The sequence below is a fragment of the Chelatococcus sp. CO-6 genome, from assembly GCF_001271345.1.
Classification (GTDB): Bacteria; Pseudomonadota; Alphaproteobacteria; order Rhizobiales; family Beijerinckiaceae; genus Chelatococcus_A; species Chelatococcus_A caeni.
The window spans coordinates 3,611,523-3,631,113 of sequence record NZ_CP012398.1; the positions used below are offsets into that span (position 1 = coordinate 3,611,523).

At 69.7% G+C, this 19,591-nt stretch carries 16 protein-coding genes; 7 read left to right on the forward strand and 9 right to left on the reverse strand.

From position 1 onward, the window contains the following. Nucleotides 1-96: 96 nt before the first annotated feature. From AL346_RS16975 to AL346_RS16990, 4 genes are all read left to right on the forward strand, one after another. A complete protein-coding gene (locus tag AL346_RS16975; protein ID WP_019401288.1) occupies nt 97-2,820 on the forward strand; it encodes an ABC transporter ATP-binding protein/permease in 2,724 nt (907 codons plus the stop codon). Next, nucleotides 2,817-3,260, forward strand: coding sequence for a Crp/Fnr family transcriptional regulator (locus AL346_RS16980; RefSeq protein ID WP_019401287.1), 444 nt, complete (start codon nt 2,817-2,819; stop codon nt 3,258-3,260). Before AL346_RS16975 ends, AL346_RS16980 begins: the two co-directional genes overlap by 4 nt. 74 nt (nt 3,261-3,334) lie before the next feature. Continuing rightward, a complete protein-coding gene (locus AL346_RS16985; protein ID WP_019401286.1) occupies nt 3,335-4,738 on the forward strand; it encodes an adenylate/guanylate cyclase domain-containing protein in 1,404 nt (467 codons plus the stop codon). After that, nucleotides 4,735-6,477 (forward strand): adenylate/guanylate cyclase domain-containing protein, encoded by a 1,743-nt coding sequence (locus AL346_RS16990; RefSeq protein WP_019401285.1) that lies wholly within the window; start codon nt 4,735-4,737, stop codon nt 6,475-6,477. The genes AL346_RS16985 and AL346_RS16990 overlap by 4 nt, the downstream gene beginning before the upstream one ends. Here AL346_RS16990 and AL346_RS16995 read toward each other — a convergent pair. From AL346_RS16995 to AL346_RS17020, 6 genes are all read right to left on the reverse strand, one after another. Beyond that, nucleotides 6,467-7,219 carry an FkbM family methyltransferase gene (locus AL346_RS16995; RefSeq protein WP_019401284.1) on the reverse strand — a complete coding sequence of 251 codons (753 nt, stop codon included), beginning with the start codon at nt 7,217-7,219 and terminating at the stop codon, nt 6,467-6,469. The genes AL346_RS16990 and AL346_RS16995 overlap by 11 nt on opposite strands. After that, a complete protein-coding gene (locus AL346_RS17000; protein ID WP_156332790.1) occupies nt 7,216-8,220 on the reverse strand; it encodes an ABC transporter ATP-binding protein in 1,005 nt (334 codons plus the stop codon). Before AL346_RS17000 ends, AL346_RS16995 begins: the two co-directional genes overlap by 4 nt. After that, entirely contained in the window at nt 8,217-9,200 is a 984-nt protein-coding gene (locus AL346_RS17005; protein WP_019401282.1) for an ABC transporter ATP-binding protein, read from the reverse strand. The genes AL346_RS17000 and AL346_RS17005 overlap by 4 nt, the downstream gene beginning before the upstream one ends. Beyond that, entirely contained in the window at nt 9,197-10,126 is a 930-nt protein-coding gene (locus tag AL346_RS17010; RefSeq protein ID WP_019401281.1) for an ABC transporter permease, read from the reverse strand. Before AL346_RS17010 ends, AL346_RS17005 begins: the two co-directional genes overlap by 4 nt. Beyond that, the gene (locus AL346_RS17015) at nt 10,123-11,100 is read right to left on the reverse strand and encodes an ABC transporter permease (RefSeq protein WP_019401280.1); all 978 of its coding nucleotides are present in this window, start codon (nt 11,098-11,100) and stop codon (nt 10,123-10,125) included. The genes AL346_RS17010 and AL346_RS17015 overlap by 4 nt, the downstream gene beginning before the upstream one ends. Before the next feature lie 87 nt (nt 11,101-11,187). After that, on the reverse strand, nt 11,188-12,801 hold the full coding sequence (locus AL346_RS17020; RefSeq protein ID WP_019401279.1) for an ABC transporter substrate-binding protein: 1,614 nt from the start codon (nt 12,799-12,801) through the stop codon (nt 11,188-11,190). A 155-nt stretch (nt 12,802-12,956) separates the two neighbouring features. On the opposite strand from AL346_RS17020, the gene AL346_RS17025 reads away from it, so the two are divergent. After that, the gene (locus tag AL346_RS17025; RefSeq protein WP_019401278.1) at nt 12,957-13,898 is read left to right on the forward strand and encodes a LysR family transcriptional regulator; all 942 of its coding nucleotides are present in this window, start codon (nt 12,957-12,959) and stop codon (nt 13,896-13,898) included. A gap of 20 nt (nt 13,899-13,918) precedes the next feature. Continuing rightward, entirely contained in the window at nt 13,919-15,088 is a 1,170-nt protein-coding gene (gene argE, locus AL346_RS17030; RefSeq protein WP_019401277.1) for an acetylornithine deacetylase, read from the forward strand. A 168-nt stretch (nt 15,089-15,256) separates the two neighbouring features. Here the strand turns inward: argE and AL346_RS17035 are convergent, their stop codons facing one another. Together AL346_RS17035 and AL346_RS17040 are read right to left on the reverse strand one after the other, a co-directional pair. Next, on the reverse strand, nt 15,257-15,607 hold the full coding sequence (locus AL346_RS17035) for a GFA family protein (RefSeq protein WP_019401276.1): 351 nt from the start codon (nt 15,605-15,607) through the stop codon (nt 15,257-15,259). 81 nt (nt 15,608-15,688) lie between these two features. Further along, nucleotides 15,689-17,023 (reverse strand): UDP-glucose/GDP-mannose dehydrogenase family protein, encoded by a 1,335-nt coding sequence (locus AL346_RS17040; protein ID WP_026014981.1) that lies wholly within the window; start codon nt 17,021-17,023, stop codon nt 15,689-15,691. Nucleotides 17,024-17,153: 130 nt separating this feature from the next. Here AL346_RS17040 and AL346_RS17045 point away from each other — a divergent pair, with 130 nt between their 5' ends. Continuing rightward, complete coding sequence (locus tag AL346_RS17045; RefSeq protein WP_026014980.1) at nt 17,154-18,164, forward strand: asparaginase; 1,011 nt, start codon at nt 17,154-17,156, stop codon at nt 18,162-18,164. Between the two features lie 4 nt (nt 18,165-18,168). Here the strand turns inward: AL346_RS17045 and AL346_RS17050 are convergent, their stop codons facing one another. Beyond that, nucleotides 18,169-19,536 (reverse strand): TIGR03808 family TAT-translocated repetitive protein, encoded by a 1,368-nt coding sequence (locus tag AL346_RS17050; protein WP_019401273.1) that lies wholly within the window; start codon nt 19,534-19,536, stop codon nt 18,169-18,171. Between the last annotated feature and the right edge of the window lie 55 nt (nt 19,537-19,591).

Sequence of the window (19,591 nt, forward strand, 5' to 3'; positions counted from 1 at the left end):
GCAGCCGGGCGCGCGTCCCCGTCCTCGACAGATGCCCACCATGGGCCTATGTCGCGGACAGTGGCAACGCCCGCGCCTTGAATCAAGGAGAAAGGCTTGGACAAGAGCCTGTTTCGCTACATTTGGCGATTTTCCAAGCGTGAACAGCTCGCGATCTTCGCGGTCGTCATCGCCTCCTTGCCATTCTATTTCTGGTCGCTGGAGCTGCCGAAGCGCATCGTCAACGAGGCGATTCAGGGCGGTGCCTTCACGGAGGGCAACGGCGAGGTCCGTTTCTTCATCATCTCCTTCGACCTGCCGCGCCTCATGGGAGGGGGCACGGTCGAGCTGTTCGAGGGATTCTCGGTCGATCAGCTTGGCCTGCTCTTCGGCCTGTCGACGCTGTTCCTCACCCTCGTTCTCATCAACGGCGCCTTCAAATATGTGATCAACGTCGCCAAGGGGGCGCTCGGCGAGCGGATGCTGCGCCGGCTGCGATTCGACCTCTTCGCGACGACGCTGCGCTTCACCCCCTCGACCCTGCGCACGGTGAAGTCATCCGAGACGGCGACCATCATCAAGGACGAGGTCGAGCCCATCGGCGGCTTCATCGGCGATGCCTTCGTCCAGCCGCTGTTCCTCGGCACCCAGGCCGCGACGGCGATGGCCTTCATCCTCATCCAGAACATCTGGCTCGGCCTTCTCGCCGCGGCCGTGGTGGGGGTGCAGTTCGTCATCATCCCGCGCATGCGGCGGGTTCAGCTGCGCCTCGGCAAGGAGCGGCAGATCGCCTCGCGCAAGCTCGCCGGGCGCATCGCCGAGATCGTCGACGGCATGGAGGCCGTGCACGTCCACGACGCCACCGCCTGGGAAAAGGCGGAGATCGGCGACCGGCTCCATCATCTCTTCGACCTGCGCTTCCGCATCTACAAGTGGAAGTTCATGGTCAAGTTCATCAACAACCTTCTCGCGCAGATCACGCCCTTCCTGTTCTATGCCATCGGCGGTTATCTCGCGCTCAAGGGCCAGCTGGACATCGGTCAGCTGGTCGCCGTCATCGGCGCCTACCGCGACCTGCCGCCGCCGCTGAAGGAGCTGATCGACTGGGACCAGCAGCGCCTCGACGTGCAGATCAAGTACGACCAGATCATCCAGCAGTTCTTGCCCGACAAGCTCGTGCCGCTCGACGTCTTCGCGGCGCGGGAGAAGGAGGACGGGCCGCTCGCGGGCCCCATCGCCGCCGAGCGGCTGCGCGTCGCTGATCCTCACGGCTCGCCGCTCGTCGAGGAGTTCTCCTTCGAACTGCCCTTCCCGGTGCGGATCGCGCTCATCGGCAACGGCGGTCCGGGGCCGAGCACGCTCGCGCGGGTGCTCGCCCGCCGGCACGACGAATATGCCGGGCGCGTCACGATCGGCGGGCGCGACCTCGGGCGCATTCCCGAGGGCCAGCTCGGCCGCCACCTCGCCTATGCGGGGCCGGAGCCGGCCCTGTTTCCCGGATCGCTGAGGGAAAACCTCATCTATGGCCTGCGCAACCGGCCCGTCAGGCGTCTTCCCGACGAGGGGCCGCAGGCGCGCCGGCGGCGCATGGAGGCCGAGCGCACGGGCAATCCCGTCGACCGGCTCGAGGACGAGTGGATAGACTACGAGCGCCTGGACGTCGAGGATGCCGACGGTCTCGACGGCGTGCTGCTCGGGGCCCTCGGCAGGATCGGCATGCGCGAGGACGTCTACCGCTTCGGCCTGCTCGGCCGGGTGTCCAGCCAGCGCATGCCCGACCTCGCGGAGAAGGTCGTCGAGGCCCGCCACCGGCTGCGCAGCACGCTCGCCGAGCAGGGCCTCGAGAACCTCGTCGAGCCGTTCGATCCCGGCCGCTACAACGCGCAGGCCAGCATCGGCGAGAACCTCCTGTTCGGCGTCGCCGTCGGGCCGGCCTTCACGGGGCGGGGGCGGGCCGTCAATCCGGTGGTGCGCAAGGCGCTCGACCGCGGGGCGCTGATGGACGACCTCGTCGCCATCGGCGCGCGCATCACCGAGACGATGACCGAGATCTTCCGCGACCTGCCGCCCGGCCATCCGCTCTTCGAGCAGTTCTCCTTCATCGACGCCGACGAACTGCCGGAGTTCGAGGACATCCTGCGCCGCGTCGCGGCCAAGGGCCTCAAGGCCCTCAACGGGGAGGACCGCTCGCGGCTCCTCGCGCTCGCGCTCGATTACATCGAGCCGCGCCACCGCCTCGGCCTGCTCGACGATCGGCTCAGGCAGGCCATCGTCGCGGCGCGCGTCATCTTCCGTAAGGAGCTCGACGGCTCCATCTGGGCGCGCCAGCTCGATCTCTACGACCCCGAGCTGGTGTGCGACGCCGCGCCCCTGCGCGAGAACCTGCTCTTCGGCCGCATCGCGCACGGCATCGCCGATGCCCAGTCGCGCGTCATGCGCGTGGTCAGCGCCGTCGTCGACGAGCTCGGCCTGCGCGAGGAGGTGGAGAAGGTGGGGCTCGGCTTCCAGGTGGGGCCCGGCGGGCGGCTTCTCGCGCCGCATCAGCGTGCCGGCGTCAATCTGGTGCGCTGTCTCGTCAAGAAACCTGACATATTCGTTCTCGACGGCGGTCTTGCGGCCTATGGTGAGGAACAGGCGCGGCATATCCGCGAAGGCCTGCTCGCCGCCTTCGAGAACCGCTGCTTCGTCGCGGTGCTGCGGGACGAGGGGCAGGCCGAGGGGTTCGATGCGCTCATCGCCTTCGACGGGGCGCGGGCGGAGCTTCGGCGGCGCCCGGCGACCGGGCCCGAGGGAGAGGACGCCGATGCCGCCGCGGCCAATGTTGCAGGGGGACATGGATGACGCTTGATTCGGAAGTTCAATCGCTGCGGCAGGTGCCGATGTTCCGGGACATCGATCCCGCGCGGCTCAAGCTCCTCGCCTTCACCGGCGAGCGGGTGCATTTTTCCGCCGGCCAGCCGTTCTTCCGGCAGGGGGATGCGGCCGACGCCGCCTATGTCATCCTCGACGGCCAGGCGGACGTGACGCTCGACACGCCGTCCGGGCCGCTGAAGGTCGCGGAGCTCGCCCGCAACGACATCGTCGGCGAGATGGGCATCCTGTCCGACACGCCGCGCTCGGCGACGGTGACGGCGGCGGTGCCGATCGTCGCGCTGCGCATCGACAAGAGGGTTTTTCTCGAATTGCTCAACCAGTTCCCGCAGATGTCCATCGCCGTCATGCGGGAGCTCGCCAAGCGGCTGGAGCGCACCAACGCGCGCCTCGCGCAGAGCAATTCCTGAAGGCGCCGGCCGTTCGCCTCGGCATCCGCCGGCGCTAATATGGACGCGGCGAGGGCAATTGGCGGGTCGAACGCATGGCCGTCGGTGATCTGGGCACAGCCAGCACGCGTTCCGCGGGGCGACGGCTCGGCGCGCTCGGCGCCTTCGGGCGCCTGCCGGAGCGCGCGCAGCGCATCGTCGACGGCGAAACGCGCGAGGCCGAGGTGCTCTCGGCCTGGCTCGTCGTGGCCATCGCCGTCTTCTTCAACGTGCTCTACGCCGTCTCGCCCAAGGCGCTCGACGCCCTCGGCGCCTTCCGGCCCGTGCCCGTCGTCGGCGGCATCTTCCTCGTTCTGGGCCTCGTCCGCGTCGCGCTCGCCCGCCGCGGGCGGATGCGCGGCTGGCTGGTGCCCGCCTTCACGGTCATCGACTTCGCGCTGCTCTACGGCCTCATCTGGTCCTTCCACCTGCAGTACCAGCAGCCGGCGGCCTTCTATCTCAAGGCGCCGACCTTCCTCCTGGTCTTCCTCTTCATCGCCATCAGGGCGCTGCGCTTCGAGCCGCGCCTCGTCATCTTCGCGGGCGTCGTCGCCGCTGTCGGCTGGGCGGGGATGACGGCCTATGCCTTCGATGCGGCCGGCGCGGATGTGGACGCCCCCGCGGTGACGCGCGACTTCGTCACCTACATGACCTCGAACAGCATCCTCCTCGGCGCCGAGGTGGAGAAGATCGTCGCCATCCTGCTCTTCACCGGCGTCCTTGCCATCGCCATCGCACGCGGCCGTCGCCAGTTGCTGACGGCCGCGCTCGGCCTTTCCGCGACGGCGGAGCTGTCCCGTTTCTTCGACCCCACCATCGCCCGGCGCATCACGAGCGGGGACGCGCTCGCCCCCGGGCGTGGCGAGATGGTCGAGGCGGCGGTGCTCGTCGCCGACATCCGCGGCTTCACCCGCTTCGTCGCCGACCATCCGCCGGACGAGGTGATGCGCCTGCTCATTGCCTACCAGCAGCGCATGGGCGCGATCATCGCCTCGCACGGCGGGGCGATCGACAAGTTCCTCGGCGACGGCATCCTGGCCACCTTCGGCTGCACGGGTGTCTCGCCGACCCCGACGGCCGATGCGCTGCGGGCGGTCCTCGCCCTGGCCGACGAGGCGGCGCGCTTCAGCCATGCCTTCGCCGCGGCCGGCGGGCGCAAGGTCGACGTCGGCTTTGCGGTGGTCTCCGGCCGCGTCCTGTTCGGCACCGTCGGCAACGACGGCCGGCTGGAGTACACCGTGATCGGCGAGCCCGTGAACCTGGCCGCCAAGCTCGAGAAGCACAACAAGATCGGCTGCACGTGCGCGGTCACGGATGCGGCGACGCTCGCCAGGGCCGAGGCCGAGGGGTTCGCCGCGGCGGCTGCCTTCCGGCTGGTGCCGGGCGTTGCCGTCGAGGGCGTGGCGGGGCCGGTCGATCTCGCCGTCATGGATCGCGCCGCTGCGGAGGGAAGCGCGTGACCGCGGCCGAGGTTGCAAGGGGCGAGAGCACCGGCAAGGGCGTGGACCGGGGCACGGGGAGGGGCCGGGGAAGCGGGCGGCGCCTGCTGCCGTCGCTCGCGCGTCTGCGCCTGGCCTCCGGGCTCGTCCTCTTCGCCTTCGTCCTCCTGCACTTCCTCAACCACGCCCTCGGGCTCGTCAGCATCGCGGTGATGGACGTCGTGCAGACGTGGCGCTGGGCGCTCTGGCGATCACCGCCGGGCACCATCCTGCTCTACGGCGCCTTTGCCGTGCACATCGCCCTCGGCGTCCGCGCGCTCTTCCGCCGCCGCACCTGGCGCATGCCGTTGAACGACGCCCTGCAGATCGGCCTCGGCTTCGCCATTCCTGTGCTGCTCGTCGGGCACATTCTCGGCACCCGCGGCATGCATGTCGCTGCCGGGGTGGACGACTTCTACGAGCCGGTGCTGCGGCGGCTGTGGCCGGATGGTGCCGTCAGCCAGTCGCTGCTCGTCGTCATCGTCTGGGGCCATGCCTCGATCGGCCTCTACCACTGGCTGCGGCCGAAGGCGTGGTTCCCGGCGGCAGCGCCGTGGCTCCTTTCCATCGCCACGGCGCTGCCCCTGCTCGCACTCGCCGGCTGGATCGAGGCCGCCCGCCGATTGGAGCTGCTGGAGCGCGGCAGGCAGGTACCACGCTGGCCGAGCGAGGAAGCCGCAGCCTTGGCGGAGTGGTTCGCGCAGGCCGGAAACCATCTCGTCTTCGCCTTCCTGGGTGCCGTGGGGCTCGGCCTCATCGCCGTGCGGGTGGCGACGCGCCTCAGGGCCAAGGTCAGGATCAGCTACGGCGGCGGGCGGCGGGTGCGGGCAAGGCCCGGGCCGACCCTGCTCGAGATCAGCCGCATGAACGGCGTGCCGCATGTCTCGATCTGCGGCGGGCGAGGGCGCTGCACCACCTGCCGTGTCCTCGTCACGGCCGGCGGCGAGACGCTGCCGCCGCGCGGCACCCTGGAGGAGACGGTGCTCGCCCGCATCGACGCGCCGCCCGACGTGCGGCTCGCCTGCCAGATCAGGCCGACGGCCGATCTCGGCGTCCATCTTCTGGTGCCGGCCGAGGGCGCCGACGCCGGCCAGCGCGATCCCTATCGCTGGGGCGTCGAGCGGCGCATCACCGTGCTCTTCGCCGACCTGCGCGGCTTCACCTCGCTCGCGGAGGGGATGTATCCCTACGATACCGTCTTCCTGCTCAATTCCTATTTCGAGGCGATGACCGCGGTCATCGAGCGGCACGGCGGCACCGTCGACAAGTTCCTCGGCGACGGCATCATGGCCCTCTTCGGCACCCGGCCGGAGCGCGACGCCGGTGCCCGCGCCGCCCTTGCCTCGGCCGGCGAGATGCTGGCCGCGCTTGAAGATCTCAACGCCGAATTCGCCGGCCTCGTGCCGGCACCGCTGCGCATGGGGCTCGGCATCCACACCGGCCCGGCCGTGCTCGGCCGCGTCGGCGGCATGCGCCGCGGCGGCGAGCGCGAGCTGACGGCCCTCGGCGATACCGTCAACACGGCGAGCCGGCTGGAGGAGATGACGAAGGAGTTCCGCTGCCTCCTCGTCACGTCGGAGGACACGCTGAAGGCTGCCGGCATCGAATGCCCGGGCGGCGACTTCCGTCAGGTCCCGGTGCGCGGCCGCAGTGAGACCATCGCCGTCTGGATCGCCGACCGCCGCGAGACGATCGGCGATATCCTCACCGTCACGATCTGACGAGGAGCCACTCGTCGTGCGCCACGGCGTCGATGCCGGCGACATCCTGTGCCTCGGTCGCGGCGCCGGCCTCCGTCACCCTGTGGGCGCGCCAGCCGGCGAAGGCGGCGAGCGCCCGGCGCGTTGCGCCGGCAACGTCGGTTTCGCCGCTCTCCGCGAGCACGCGGGGGTGGAAGGAGGCGATGACGGCGACGTTCGCGTGCGCCACGAGGGGGGCGATGGCCGGCAGGAGCGCGTACTCGGCCCCTTCGAGGTCGATCTTGATGACGCGGCGGGGGGAGGGCGGCAGCCGCTCCGCGAGCGCGGCGGGCGTCAGGGCCTCGGCCTGCCAGGTGGTATCGGCGCCGGCGAGCAGCAGGCTCGACATGGAATCGCCGGGCTTGCGCCGGGCACCGAAGGTGACGGTGCCACCGTCCGGATGGATCGCCTTCGGCACCACCGTGACGCGCGCGGCCAGCTCGGGATTGACGGCGAGGTTGCGGCCGAGCTGGTCGAGCGCGGCGGGATCGGCCTCGACCGCCACCACGCGCGCGCCGCGCGCGGCCGCCTGCAGCGTCGTCGGCCCGACCCAGGCGCCGAGGTCGACGAAGAGCGTTGAGGCGTCGACGAGCGTGTCGATGAGGCGGCGGGTGCCGGGCTCCCAGTTGTCGGCGGCAACGCGCTCCCAGAAGGTGGGCTGGTCGTCGGCGAGCGCGATGCGCCGGTCGCCGAGCACGACGCTGCGCCCTGTCGTCACCTTCACGCCGCCTTGTCGTTGAGATGGCAGGCGGACACGCGCCCCGGCCCGATGGGCTTGAGCGCCGGCCGCTCCGTGCGGCAGCGGTCGAAGGCATAGGGGCAGCGCGGGTGGAAATGGCAGCCGCTGGGCGGCGACAGCGGCGAGGGCAGCTCGCCCTTCAGCGCCGAGAAGGTCTTCTTCTTCGGCTCGAGCCGCGGCACCTCCTCGAGCAGCGCCCGCGTATAGGGGTGGTTCGGCGTGCGGAACAGCTCCTCCGCCGGCGCGAGCTCGACGATGCGGCCGAGATACATCACGGCGACGCGATCGGCGATGTGCTCGACGACGCCGAGGTCGTGGCTGACGAAGAGATAGGTGAGGGAGAGTTCCTCCCTGAGCTTCATGAAGAGGTTGAGCACCTGCGCCTGGATCGACACGTCGAGCGCCGCGGTCGATTCATCGCAGACGATCACCTTGGGCTTTACCGCGAGCGCCCGGGCGATGCCGATGCGCGCGCGCTGACCACCCGAGAACTGGTGCGGATAGCGCCGGCGCGTGGCGGGGTCGAGGCCGACGCGGGTCATCACGTCGCAGACGTAGTCCTCGACCTCGGCGCGCGAGACGAGGCCGTGCACCACCGGCGCCTCGCCGATGATGTCGATGACGCGCAGGCGCGGGTTGAGCGAGGCCATCGGGTCCTGGAAGACCATCTGCACCGCGAGGTCCACCTTGCGCCGCGCCGCGCCCGAGAGCTTCGCGACATCCGCGCCCTCGTAGGAGACGCTGCCGGCGCTCGGGTCGAGGATGCCGGCGACGACGCGCCCGAGGGTGGACTTGCCGCAGCCGGATTCGCCGACGAGGCCGACGACCTCGCCCGGGGCGATGGCAAGGTCGATGCCGTCGACGGCATGCACCACCTGCTCATGGCGCCGCGCGCCGAAGAGGTTGGCGATCTTCTCGGCGGCGTCGAGCTTCCGGACGAAGCGCTTGGAGACGCCGTCGAGCGCGAGGATGGGGGCGGCGGTCACGCGGCGGCCTCCACGGGAATGAGGGGATGGAAGCAGCGGAAGGCGCGGGCATCGCCCGCATGCGTCACGCCGGGCGGGTTCTTGCAGACGGCATCCGCCCGCGGGCAGCGCGGCGCGAAGGCGCATCCCGGCGGCAGGCTGGCGAGAGAGGGCGTCATGCCGGGGATCTGCGCCAGCGGCTCGCCGCGCTTGTTGCGGCTCGGCACGGAGCCGATGAGGCCGTTGGTATAGGGATGGGCCGGCCGCTCGAGCACGTCGGCGACGTGGCCCTCCTCGACGATGCGCCCGGCGTACATGACGGCGACGCGGTCGGCGAGGCCGGCGACGACGGACAGGTCGTGCGTGATCCAGACGAGCGCCGTGCCGCTCTCGGCGGCAAGCTGCTGCACCTCGGAGAGGATCTGCGCCTGGATGGTGACGTCGAGCGCCGTCGTCGGCTCGTCGGCGACGAGGACGGCCGGGCGGTGCAGCAGCGCGATGGCGATGGCGACGCGCTGGCGCATGCCACCGGAGAACTGGTGCGGATAGGAGACGAGCCGCTCCTCCGGGGAGGGGATGCCGACCTTGGCGAGTGCGTCGCGGGCGCGATCCCGCGCGGCCCGCTCCGACACCTTCTCATGGGCGCGGATGGCCTCGATCATCTGCGTGTCGACGCGCAGGACCGGGTTCAGCGTCGTCATCGGGTCCTGGAAGATCATCGCGATATTGCGGCCGCGCAGGCGGCGCAGCTCGGCCTCGCTCTTCTTCGTCAGGTCTTCGCCGTTGAGGAGGATGGCGCCCGAGGCGATGCGTCCCGGCGCGTCGATGAGGCCGAGCACGGCAAGGCCGGTGACCGACTTGCCGGAGCCGGATTCGCCGACGAGCCCGAGCACCTCGCCGGCATGGACATCGAAGCTGACGCCGTTGACGGCGGTGAGCACCCCCTCGCGGGCCGAGAACTCCACGACGAGGTCGCGGACGGAAAGGACGGGTTGGCTCATCGCGACAGCCTCGGGTTCAGGACATCGCGCAGCCGGTCGCCGACGAGGTTGATGGCGACGATGGCGGCGACGAGGGCGATGCCGGGGAAGGTCGAGATCCAGTACTTGCCGGACAGGAGATAGTCGTAGCCCTTGGCGATGAGCATGCCGAGAGACGGCTCCGTCACCGGGACGCCGACGCCGAGGAACGACAAGGTGGATTCGAGCGCGATCGCATGCGCCACCTGCACCGTCGCCACCACGATCAGCGGCGGCAGGCAGTTGGGCAGGAGATGGCGGAAGACGATGCGGTTCTTCGGCAGGGCGAGGCAGCGCGCCGCCTCGATATAGTCGCGCCGCCGCTCGACGAGGGCCGAGCCGCGCACCGTGCGCGCGTAATAGGCCCATTGCACGATGACGAGGGCGATGATCACCTTGTCGACGCCGCGCCCGAAGACGGCGAGCAGCACGAGGGCGACGAGGATGGCCGGGAAGGAGAGCTGCAGGTCGACGACGCGCATGACGAAATTGTCGACGCGCCCGCCGGCATAGGCGGCGATGACGCCGACCGAGGCGCCGACGGCGCAGGCGATGACGACGGAGATGGCGCCGACGCCGAGCGAGATCCTGAGGCCGTAGAGGATGGCCGACAGCAGGTCGCGGCCCTGCTCGTCCGTGCCGAGCCAGTAGGTGTAGCCGGCAAGGCTCTCCGATCTCGGCGGCAGGGTGCCGTCCATGATGTCGAGCTGCGCGAGGTCGTAGGGGTTCTGCGGCGCGATGAAGGACGCCGCGAGCGCCAGGATGACCAGCACAACGAGGCCGGCAAGGCCGATGACGGCGAGCGGGCTCTCGAAGAAGGCGGCGACGTGGCGCAGCAGCAGGCTCTCGCCCTTGTCGGTCGGGCGGGCGGCGGCTGCGGGCGCGGGGGTGGCGGCCTGTTCGCTCATGCCTTGGCCTCCTCGAGGCGCACGCGCGGGTCGATGGCGGCGTAGATGAGATCGACGATGAGGTTGATGATCACGAACATCACGACGGTGAGCATGAGGTAGGCGACGATCACCGGCCGGTCGAGCCGCCCGATGGAGTCGATGAGCAGCTTGCCGATGCCGGGATAGGCGAAGACGGTCTCGGTGACGACGGCGAAGGCGATCATCGAGCCGAGCTCGAGGCCGAGCACCGTGACGACCGGGATGAGGATGTTCTTCAAGACGTGCACGCCGATGACGCGCGACTGGGACAGGCCCTTGGCGCGGGCGAAGCGGATGTAGTCCTGCAGCATCACCTCGCGCGTGCCGGCGCGGGTGAGGCGGATGACGAGCGCCATCTTGTAGAGGGCGAGGTTGAGCGCCGGCAGGATGAGATGGGAGAGCCCGTCGAGGGTGAGGAAGCTCACCGGCACGCCGAGGAGCTCGCGCGTCGTGCCGCGCCCGCCGGCCGGGAACCAGCCGAGCATGACGGAGAACAGCAGCACTAGCATCAGCCCCTGCCAGAAGTTCGGCAGGCTGAAGCCGAGGATCGAGCCGGCCATGATGGAATGGCCGCCGAGCGATTGCGGCTTGAGGCCGGCATAGAGGCCGAGCGGGATGCCGATGAAGACGGCGATGACGAGGGCGGTCAGCGCCAATTCCAGCGTCGCCGGCAGGCGGTTGAGGATCAGCGTCAGCGCCGGCTCGTTGTAGACGAAGGAGCGGCCGAGGTCGCCGTGCAGCGCGTTCCAGACGAAGAGGCCGTATTGCTCGTAGAGCGGCCTGTCGAGACCAAGGCGCTGCGTGATCGCCTCCAGCTCCTGCTGGTCCGCCTGGGGGCTCGCGAGGATGGCGACGGGATCGCCCACCGCATAGACGGCGATGAACACGAGCGTCGCCATGACGGCCAGCACGAGTGCCGCCTGGCCCAGGCGTCGGATGACGTAGACGAGCATTGTCGTTGACCTTGCAAAAAAGCGGTGCCCGGCCGGCAAGCGATGGCTCGCCGGTCGGGTCCGGTCATCAGCCTCGTACGGCCGATGTTACTGCGCCGGCTTGACCTCGGTCACCAGCGTATACTGGTCGACGCGCGGGGTGTAGCTCAGCGTCTTCTTGAACGCCCAGGGCGTCACCTCGAAGTGCAGCGGCAGGAGGGCGTAGTCGTCCATGGCGATCTTGGACGCCTTCTGCAGCAGCTCCTCGCGCTTGGCGTCGTCGATGGTGCGCTGCGCCTCCATCACGAGGGCGTCGACCTCCGCGTTGGAATAGCGGCCGCGGTTGGTGTGGCCGCCGCCCGTGTCCTTGTTCGGCGTTACGACGAGGGCGTTGAGGGAGTTGGACATCTCGCCCGAATCCGCGCCCCAGCCGGCGAGGTACGCCGAGAACTCGTGCTTGTTGCGGCGGGAGAAGAAGGTCGAGGCCGTCATGGCGTCGATGTTGGTCTTGATCCCGACGCGCGTGAACATCTGCGCCACCGCCTGCGCCACCTTCTCGTCATTGATGTAGCGGTCGTTCGGCGTGCCGATGGTCAGTTCGAAGCCGTTCGGGTAGCCGGCCTCGGCGAGCAGCTTCTTCGACGCCTCAGGATCGTAGGCGACGGGCTTCGCATCCTTCGTGGTGCCGAAGAGCGGGTAGGGCAGCAGCTCGCCGGCGGCCTGGGCGACGCCGCCCATGATGCGCTCGACGATGGCCTCGCGGTTGATGGCCTTCGACAGGGCCTCACGCACGCGCACGTCCTTGAAGGGGTTCTTGTCCGTGCCCTTCACGCCCGGCGTCTTGTCCTCGAACTGGTCGAGGTGGATGTAGATGATGCGGTTCGACAGGCCCTCGACGAGGGTGAAGCCGGCACCCTTGATCTTGTCGAAGTCCTGGATCGGCGGGTTCTCGATCATGTCGACGTCGCCGGCGAGCAGGGCCGCGACGCGCGGGCCGGCGCTGGTGATCGGCCGCATGACGACGCGCTGCCATACGGGCTTCTCGCCCCAGTAGCCCTCGTTGGCCTCGAGGATGATATGCGTGCCGCGCGTATATTCCTTCAGCTTGAACGGGCCGGTGCCCACGGCCTTCGCCGGGTCGTTGAAGTCCGAAGACTTCGGCGGCGTGCCCATGTTCTCGCAGCCGTCCTTGCCGTACTTGACGTCGCCCGCCCCGAAGACGGCGGCGGAGAGGATGCCGAGCGTCGTCATGTTGTTGGGGAAGAGCGGCTGCGGCGTCGCCGTCTTGACGCGGATGGTCAGCGGATCCGGCGTCTCGATCGACTCGATGCCGCGCGTGAATACCGTGAACGACGAGGGCGAGTTCTCGACCAGCGGCACCCGGCACATGGTGTAGACGTAGTCCCGCGCCGTGAAGGCCTCGCCGTTCGAGAACTTCACGTCCGGCCGGAGCTTGATCTCCCACGTCGTGTCGTCGACCGCCTTCCACGATTCGGCGAGCGCCGGCAGCAGCTTCTGGTTGGCGTCGGTGGCGATGAGGGATTCGAAGATGTGGCGGCGCAGGGCGTTGTTCTGGCCGACGTTGTGGAAGTGCGGGTCGATGGAGGTCGCCTCGGAGGCGACGCCGACCTTCAGCTCCTTGGTGTCCTGCGCGGCGGCCGGCTGCGCCATGGCGACGGCGAGCGGCAGCAGGGCATAGGCTGCGGGTTTCAGTTTCTTCATTCCCGTTCTCCTCTGGGTGGATGCGCACCACAATAACGAAAACGCGCGGGGAGCGGCAGCACCCCGCCGACGTGGCTTGCTCATCTGGGGCCCGATGCTATTATTCATTCTTGGCATTGTCACCGCCAAAAAGAATAACGAGATTGCATAGAACTATGCCGTCCGAGGATAGCGAAAGCCGATCATCGCGACCGAGCCTGCGCGAGCTCGAGGTGCTCCACGCGCTGATCGCCACCGGCAAGACGACCGCAGCCGGCCAGCGCCTCGGCATCTCCCAGCCCGCCGTCTCCCGCGCCGTTGCGGCCCTCGAGGAGCGGGTCGGGCGGGTGCTGTTCTCGCGCGATGGCGGGCGCCTCGTGCCGACGGCCGATGCGCTCGCGCTGGAGGCGGAGGCGGCGCCGATCCTCGCCGGCCTCGCGCGGCTCGAGAACTGGCCCCGGGCGCCGCGGGCGCAGAGCCTCCTGCGCATCTCCGCCGCCCCGACCGTCGCGCATCATTTCCTCGCGCCGCTCCTTGCCCGCTTCGTGGCCGCGGAGCCCGAGACGCGCGTCGTCGTCGAGATCGGCCGCGGGGGAGACGTACTCGCGGCGGTGGCGGCCGGCAGCGTCGATGTGGGCATCGGCATGCTGGAGACGCCGGTCGCCCACCTCGGGGTCAGGGCCGAGCCTTTCCGCCGCTCGAAGGCCAAGTGCATCATGTGGCCGGACCATCGGCTAGCGCGGCTTCCCGTCGTCCGCCCGGTCGATATCGGCAGCGAGCCGCTCATCGTCGTCACCCGGCGCTTCGCGGCGCGGGCGCTGTTCGACAGGGCTTTTACCGATGTCGGCATCGAGCCGAACATCGTCGCGGAGGCGACGACCTCGACCTTCGTCATGGAAATGGTGCGCAGCAGGGCGGGCATCTCGGTGCTCAACCCCTTCCCCATGTCCCTGAGCGACGATCCGAGCTTCGTCTACAGGCCGTTCCTGCCGGAAATCACCTACGAGATGGCCTTCCTCCTGCCCGCGACGGGCGCTGCTCCGCCGGCCGCCCGTCGCTTCGTCGATCTCGTCCGTGCCGAGCAGCCGGACGATCCCTTCACGGTCGCCCTGCGCTGAGGCGGCCCCTGCCGGAGTTCATGATGTCCAGTCCCGCGATCCCCGAGATTCTCGCCCGCCTCGTCGCCTTCGACACGACGAGCCGCAACTCCAACCTCGATCTCATCGCCTGGGTCGAGGACTATCTCGCCTCCCATGGCATCGCGAGCGAGCGCATCTACGACGCGACGGGCACCAAGGCCAACCTCTGGGCCACCATCGGGCCGGCGGAGCAGGCGGGCTACATTCTCTCCGGTCATACCGACGTCGTGCCCGTGGACGGGCAGGAGTGGACGGACGATCCCTTCGCTCTCGTCGTGCGGGATGGCCGGGCCTACGGCCGCGGCGCCTGCGACATGAAGGGCTTTCTCGCCGTCTGCCTGTCGCGGGTGCCGGCGATGAAGGCGGCCGCGCTCGCCCGGCCCATCCATCTCGCCTTCTCCTACGACGAGGAGGTGGGCTGCGTCGGCGTGCGCGGCATCGTCGAGAAGCTGGCGAAGGCCGAGGTCAAGCCGCTCGGCTGCTTCGTCGGCGAGCCGACCTCGATGAACGTGGTCATCGGCCACAAGGGCAAGCGCAGCCTGAAGGTGCGCGTGCGCGGCAAGGGCTGCCATTCCTCGCTCGCGCCGCAGGGCGTCAATGCGGTGGAGTGGGGCGCCCGGCTCGTCGCCCATATCCGCGCCATTGCCGACCGCTTCGCCGTGAGCGGCGCCCGCGATGCGCTCTACGACGTGCCCTACACCACCGCCCATGTCGGCATCTTCGCGGGCGGCACGGCGCTCAACATCGTCCCCGACGAGAGCGAGATGGTCTTCGAGATCCGCGCCATCGGTGCCGACGATCCCGATGCCGTCGTCGCGGAAATCGAGGCCTATGCGAGGCGCGAGCTGGAGCCGGCCATGCAGGCCGTCGATCCGCAAAGCGGCTTCGACTTCGACGTCTTCGCCGGCTTTCCGCGGCTCGACACGGCGCCGGGCGACGAGGTCGTCACGCTCGCCAAGCGTCTTGCCGGCCGCAACGAGCACGGCAAGGTGGCCTACGGCACCGAGGCCGGCCTCTTCCAGGCGGTCGCCGGCGTGCCGTCCGTGGTCATCGGGCCGGGCTCCATCGGCGAGGCACACAAGCCGGACGAGTATATCGAGATCGCCCAGCTCGAGGCCTGCGGCGCCTTCGTCGACCGGCTCATCGCCCATTGCACCGAGGTGCATTGAGGGCCAGTCCTGCTTCACAGCGGTCATGCCCGCGCCTGTCGCGGGCATCCATGTCTCGAAAGCTGAGCAGGATCGAACGCGTGGATGGCCGGGACGAGCCCGGCCATGACGAGGCCTCCGTTCGTCGGGGGCCCTCGATCCCCAGCGCCTCGCGGCCTTCGCCGAGGTTCAGAAATCCCGCCCGTTGAACGGCGTCAGCTTCAGGCTGCCGACATCGATGCCGTCCAGGCAGCGCGCGTTGACGGCCACCATCTCGCTGCCGTCGGGCGCCTTGCCGCGCGCGAAGGATTCGATGCCGCAGTGGCGGCAGCGCAGGTGATGGATGACCTTGCGGTTGAACTGGTAGTCCTCGAGCGCATCCTCGCCGGAGAGGAGCCGGAACCGGTCCGGCGTGACGAAGGTCGGCAGGAGGCCGCGCTTGCTGCAATGCGAGCAATTGCAGGAGACGACGGTCTCGAGATCCGTCGTCGCCTCGTAGCGCACCGTGCCGCAGTGGCATCCGCCCTGATAGGTCTGCATCGTCGCTCCTGCCGGCTGTCCGATCGTCAGGGCGCGACTATGCCACCCGTGGCGAGGATCGCAAGGCGGAGGAGGGCACCGTCACATCATCCCGTCGGCATCCGCCGCCCCGTCGGGCCGGCCGACGCTGACATAGAGGAAGCCGCGGCGGGCCATCTCGCCGGCGCGGTAGATGTTGCGCAGGTCGACGACGACGGGCGCCTTCATCAGTCCCTTGACCCGGTCGAGGTCGAGCGCGCGGAAGGCGTTCCATTCCGTGACGATGACGAGCGCATCCGCGCCTTGGACGCAGTCATAGGCGCTGTCGCAATAGGTGACGCGGTCGAGCAGGCCTTGCGCCTGCTCCATGCCCTCGGGATCGTAGGCGCGGATCGCCGCCCCGCCGTCCTGCAGCGCAGTGATGATCGACAGCGCCGGCGCCTCGCGCATGTCGTCGGTGTTGGGCTTGAAGGTGAGGCCGAGCACGGCCACGGTCTTGCCGCGCACCGAGCCGCCGCAGGCCGCGATCACCTTGCGCGCCATGGCGCGCTTGCGCTGGTCGTTGACGGCCGCGACCGTCTCGACGATGCGCATGGGCGAATCCGCGTCCTGCGCCGTCTTGATGAGCGCGAGCGTGTCCTTGGGGAAGCACGAGCCGCCGTAGCCCGGCCCGGCATGCAGGAACTTGCCGCCGATGCGGTTGTCGAGGCCGATGCCGCGCGCCACCTCCTGCACGTTGGCGCCCACCTTCTCGCACAGGTCCGCGATCTCGTTGATGAAGGTGATCTTGGTGGCGAGGAAGGCGTTGGCCGCGTATTTCGTCAGCTCCGCCGTGCGCCGGCCGGTATAGAGGATCGGCGCCTGGTTGAGGTAGAGCGGGCGGTAGACCTCGGCCATCACCTTGCGGGCGCGTTCGTCATCGGTGCCGATGACGATGCGGTCGGGCCGCTTGAAATCGGCGATGGCCGCGCCCTCGCGCAGGAATTCCGGGTTGGAGACGACGGCGAAATCGGCGTCCGGCCGCGTCTCGCGCACGATGCGCTCCACCTCGTCGCCCGTGCCGACCGGTACCGTCGACTTGGTGACGATCACGGTATAGCCGTCCATGACCTTCGCGATCTCGCGCGCCGCCTGGTAGACGTAGGAGAGGTCGGCGTGGCCGTCGCCGCGCCGCGAGGGCGTGCCGACCGCGATGAAGACGGCGTCGGCCGAGCGCACGGCTTCCGTCAGGTCGGTGGCGAAGGACAGGCGCCCTTCCTTGACATTGGTGGCGACGAGATCGTCGAGCCCCGGCTCGAAGATCGGGATGTCGCCCCGCGTCAGGGCCTCGATCTTGGCCGGGTCCTTGTCGACGCAGGTCACCACATGGCCGAAATCGGCGAAACAGGCACCGGAGACGAGGCCGACATAGCCGGAACCGATCATTGCGACGCGCATCGAGACACCCTGGTGGTGGAGCAGAAGATCGCCGAGGGCTTTAAAGCCTCGGCGGGCGAGGGGCAAGGAACCCCATGGTTTGACAGGGGCCCGGTCGCTGCGCAAAAGAGCGTCAAACGGAGAAGGCATGATGACGGATCCTGTCCTGGTCGAGGTCACCCGCGGGGATGTCGTGGAATCGGCGCATCGCGGCGCGCTTGCCGTGGTCGACGCCGATGGGGCGGACGTGCTCGTCCTCGGCGATGTCGACCGGCCGGTCTTCCCGCGCTCTGCGGTCAAGGTCATCCAGGCGCTGCCGCTCATCGAGAGCGGCGCGGCGGACCGCTACGGCCTGACCGAGGCGGAGCTCGCGCTCGCCTGCGCTTCCCACTCCGGCGAGCCGCTGCACGCCGAGACCGCCGCGCGCATGCTGGCCAGGGCGGGGCGCGAGCCGGCCTGCCTCGAATGCGGCACCCACTGGCCCCTCGGGGCGGAAGCGACGCGGGCGCTCGCCCGCAGCGGGGCGGAGCCCACGGCCCTGCACAACAACTGCTCCGGCAAGCACGCCGGCTTCATCTGCACGGCCTGCGCGCTCGACGTCGATCCTGCCGGCTATGTCGCGCCCGATCACGTCATCCAGCGCGAGGTCAAGGCCGCCATGGAGGCCCTGACGGATTTCGCCCACAGCGAGGAACTGCGCGGCATCGACGGCTGCGCCATTCCGACCTATGCGGTGCCGTTGCGCGCACTCGCCCGCGCCTTCGCCCGGCTCGGCACCGGCCGGGGCCTCTCGCCCGAGCGCGCCGCCGCCTTCGCCCGCCTGCGCGCTGCGGTCGCCCGGCATCCCTTTATGGTCGCCGGCACCGGCTGCTTCGACACCATCCTGATGGAGGCGCTGCGCGAGCGCGCCTTCGTCAAGGTGGGCGCCGAGGGCGTCTATTGCGCCGCCTTTCCCGAGTTCGGCCTCGGCCTTGCGCTCAAGTGCGACGATGGCGCGGCGCGCGCCGCCGAGGTCGCCATGGCGGCGCTCACGGGGCGCTTCCTGGCCTTGTCGAACGAGGAGGGGCAGGCCGTCTCCGCCCTGTCGCGGCCGCCGATCCGCAACCGCAACGGCCTCGTCGTCGGCACCATGCGGCCGGCGGCGGCGCTCGCCGGCGCCTGATGCGTCACGCGACGGCATTTCCGGCCACCACGATGCCGGTTGCCCGCGCATCCGGCCGCACCGTCAGGTCGCCCGTGACGGCCTTCTCGTATTCGTAGCCGACGACAGCGCCCTCGCGCGCGCCGGAGATGACGTTGCCCGATATCACGGCGCTGCGCTCCTTCGGCACCAGGCTGACGCGGATGCCGGTCCGCGCGTTGCGCACGACGTTGCCGGTCACGGTGATGTTGCGCATGGCCCAGGACCAGCCGACGCTGATGCCCTTGTCCTCCGCATCCTCGATGACATTGCCGGTGACGCTCGCCTCGGCCTCGACGTGAATGCCGGTGCCGCCGGCGAGCACGCCGTCATAGGAGCGGGGGCGGTGGCGCAGGCCGCGCAACAGGTTGCCGCTGCAGACCGAGAGGCGGCCGCCGTGGTCGAGGTTGGTCATGGAGATGCCGCTCATCGCCTCCTCGACCACGTTGTTGGCGATGATCGTACCTTCGAAGGCGAACTCGGCCCACAGCGCCGTCTCGCCGAGGCGCGCGCAGTTGTTGCCGATGATCTGGCAGGCCGAGCCGGAGTTGTTGCGAATGGCGGACAGGGCGCAGTCGCGCACGGTGTTGCCGCTCACGAGGACGCCGCCCGCCCGGAAGATGCTGATGCCGTTGCCGTATTCGCCCGTGCCGCCGGCATCGGTGGCGATATGCGAGATCCGGTTGCCGGAGACGATGGTGCCGTCGTCGCCCTTCTGCGAGCGCCAGACCTGGATGCCGTTGCTGCCGCATCGGGTCACCGTGTTGGCGGTGATCGAGAGGCCCGTCGCATCGATGGAGAACAGGGCCGAATGGCTGGCCTCGGAGAAGGTCGAGCCGGTGATGCGGCCGCCGCAGCCCGTGAGATAAAGCGCGATGCCGCCGGCCTTCTCGAAGCGGCAGCCGTCGATCTCGACCTCGCGCACGCCCTCGAGCGTCACGAGGCCGGCGCGATCGGGCAGCGGGCGCGAGAGCCCGTCGAGGCGCAGCCCGTAAAGGGCGATGGACTGGGCGTTCCGCGCCGTGAGCATCGGCCCGCTGCCGGCATGGACGAGGGTGGTGAGGCCGAGCGCGCCGACGAGCCGCGCTCCATCCGGCAGCGCCACCTCGGCGATGCGATAGCGCCCTGGAGGGACGAGGAGCGGCGCGCCCCGCCGGGCCGCCTCCGCCAGCGCTGCCGTGAGCCGGGTGGACTGGTCCTCGTCCGTATTGGGCCGCAGGCCGAACTGGAGTGCCGAAAGGCCAAGGGCGGCGGCCATGCCGTCAGCCTCGCGGCCGATCGCGGGGCCCGCCGCGAGCGGCGCGGCGCCGGCGAGGGCGGCGGTCATCAGGATGAGGCGGCGGCTTTCGTCCATGGGCTCGTGTCCTTTCGAGGCCATGGACACAAGATCCGTGCCGGCCGTTTTGTCC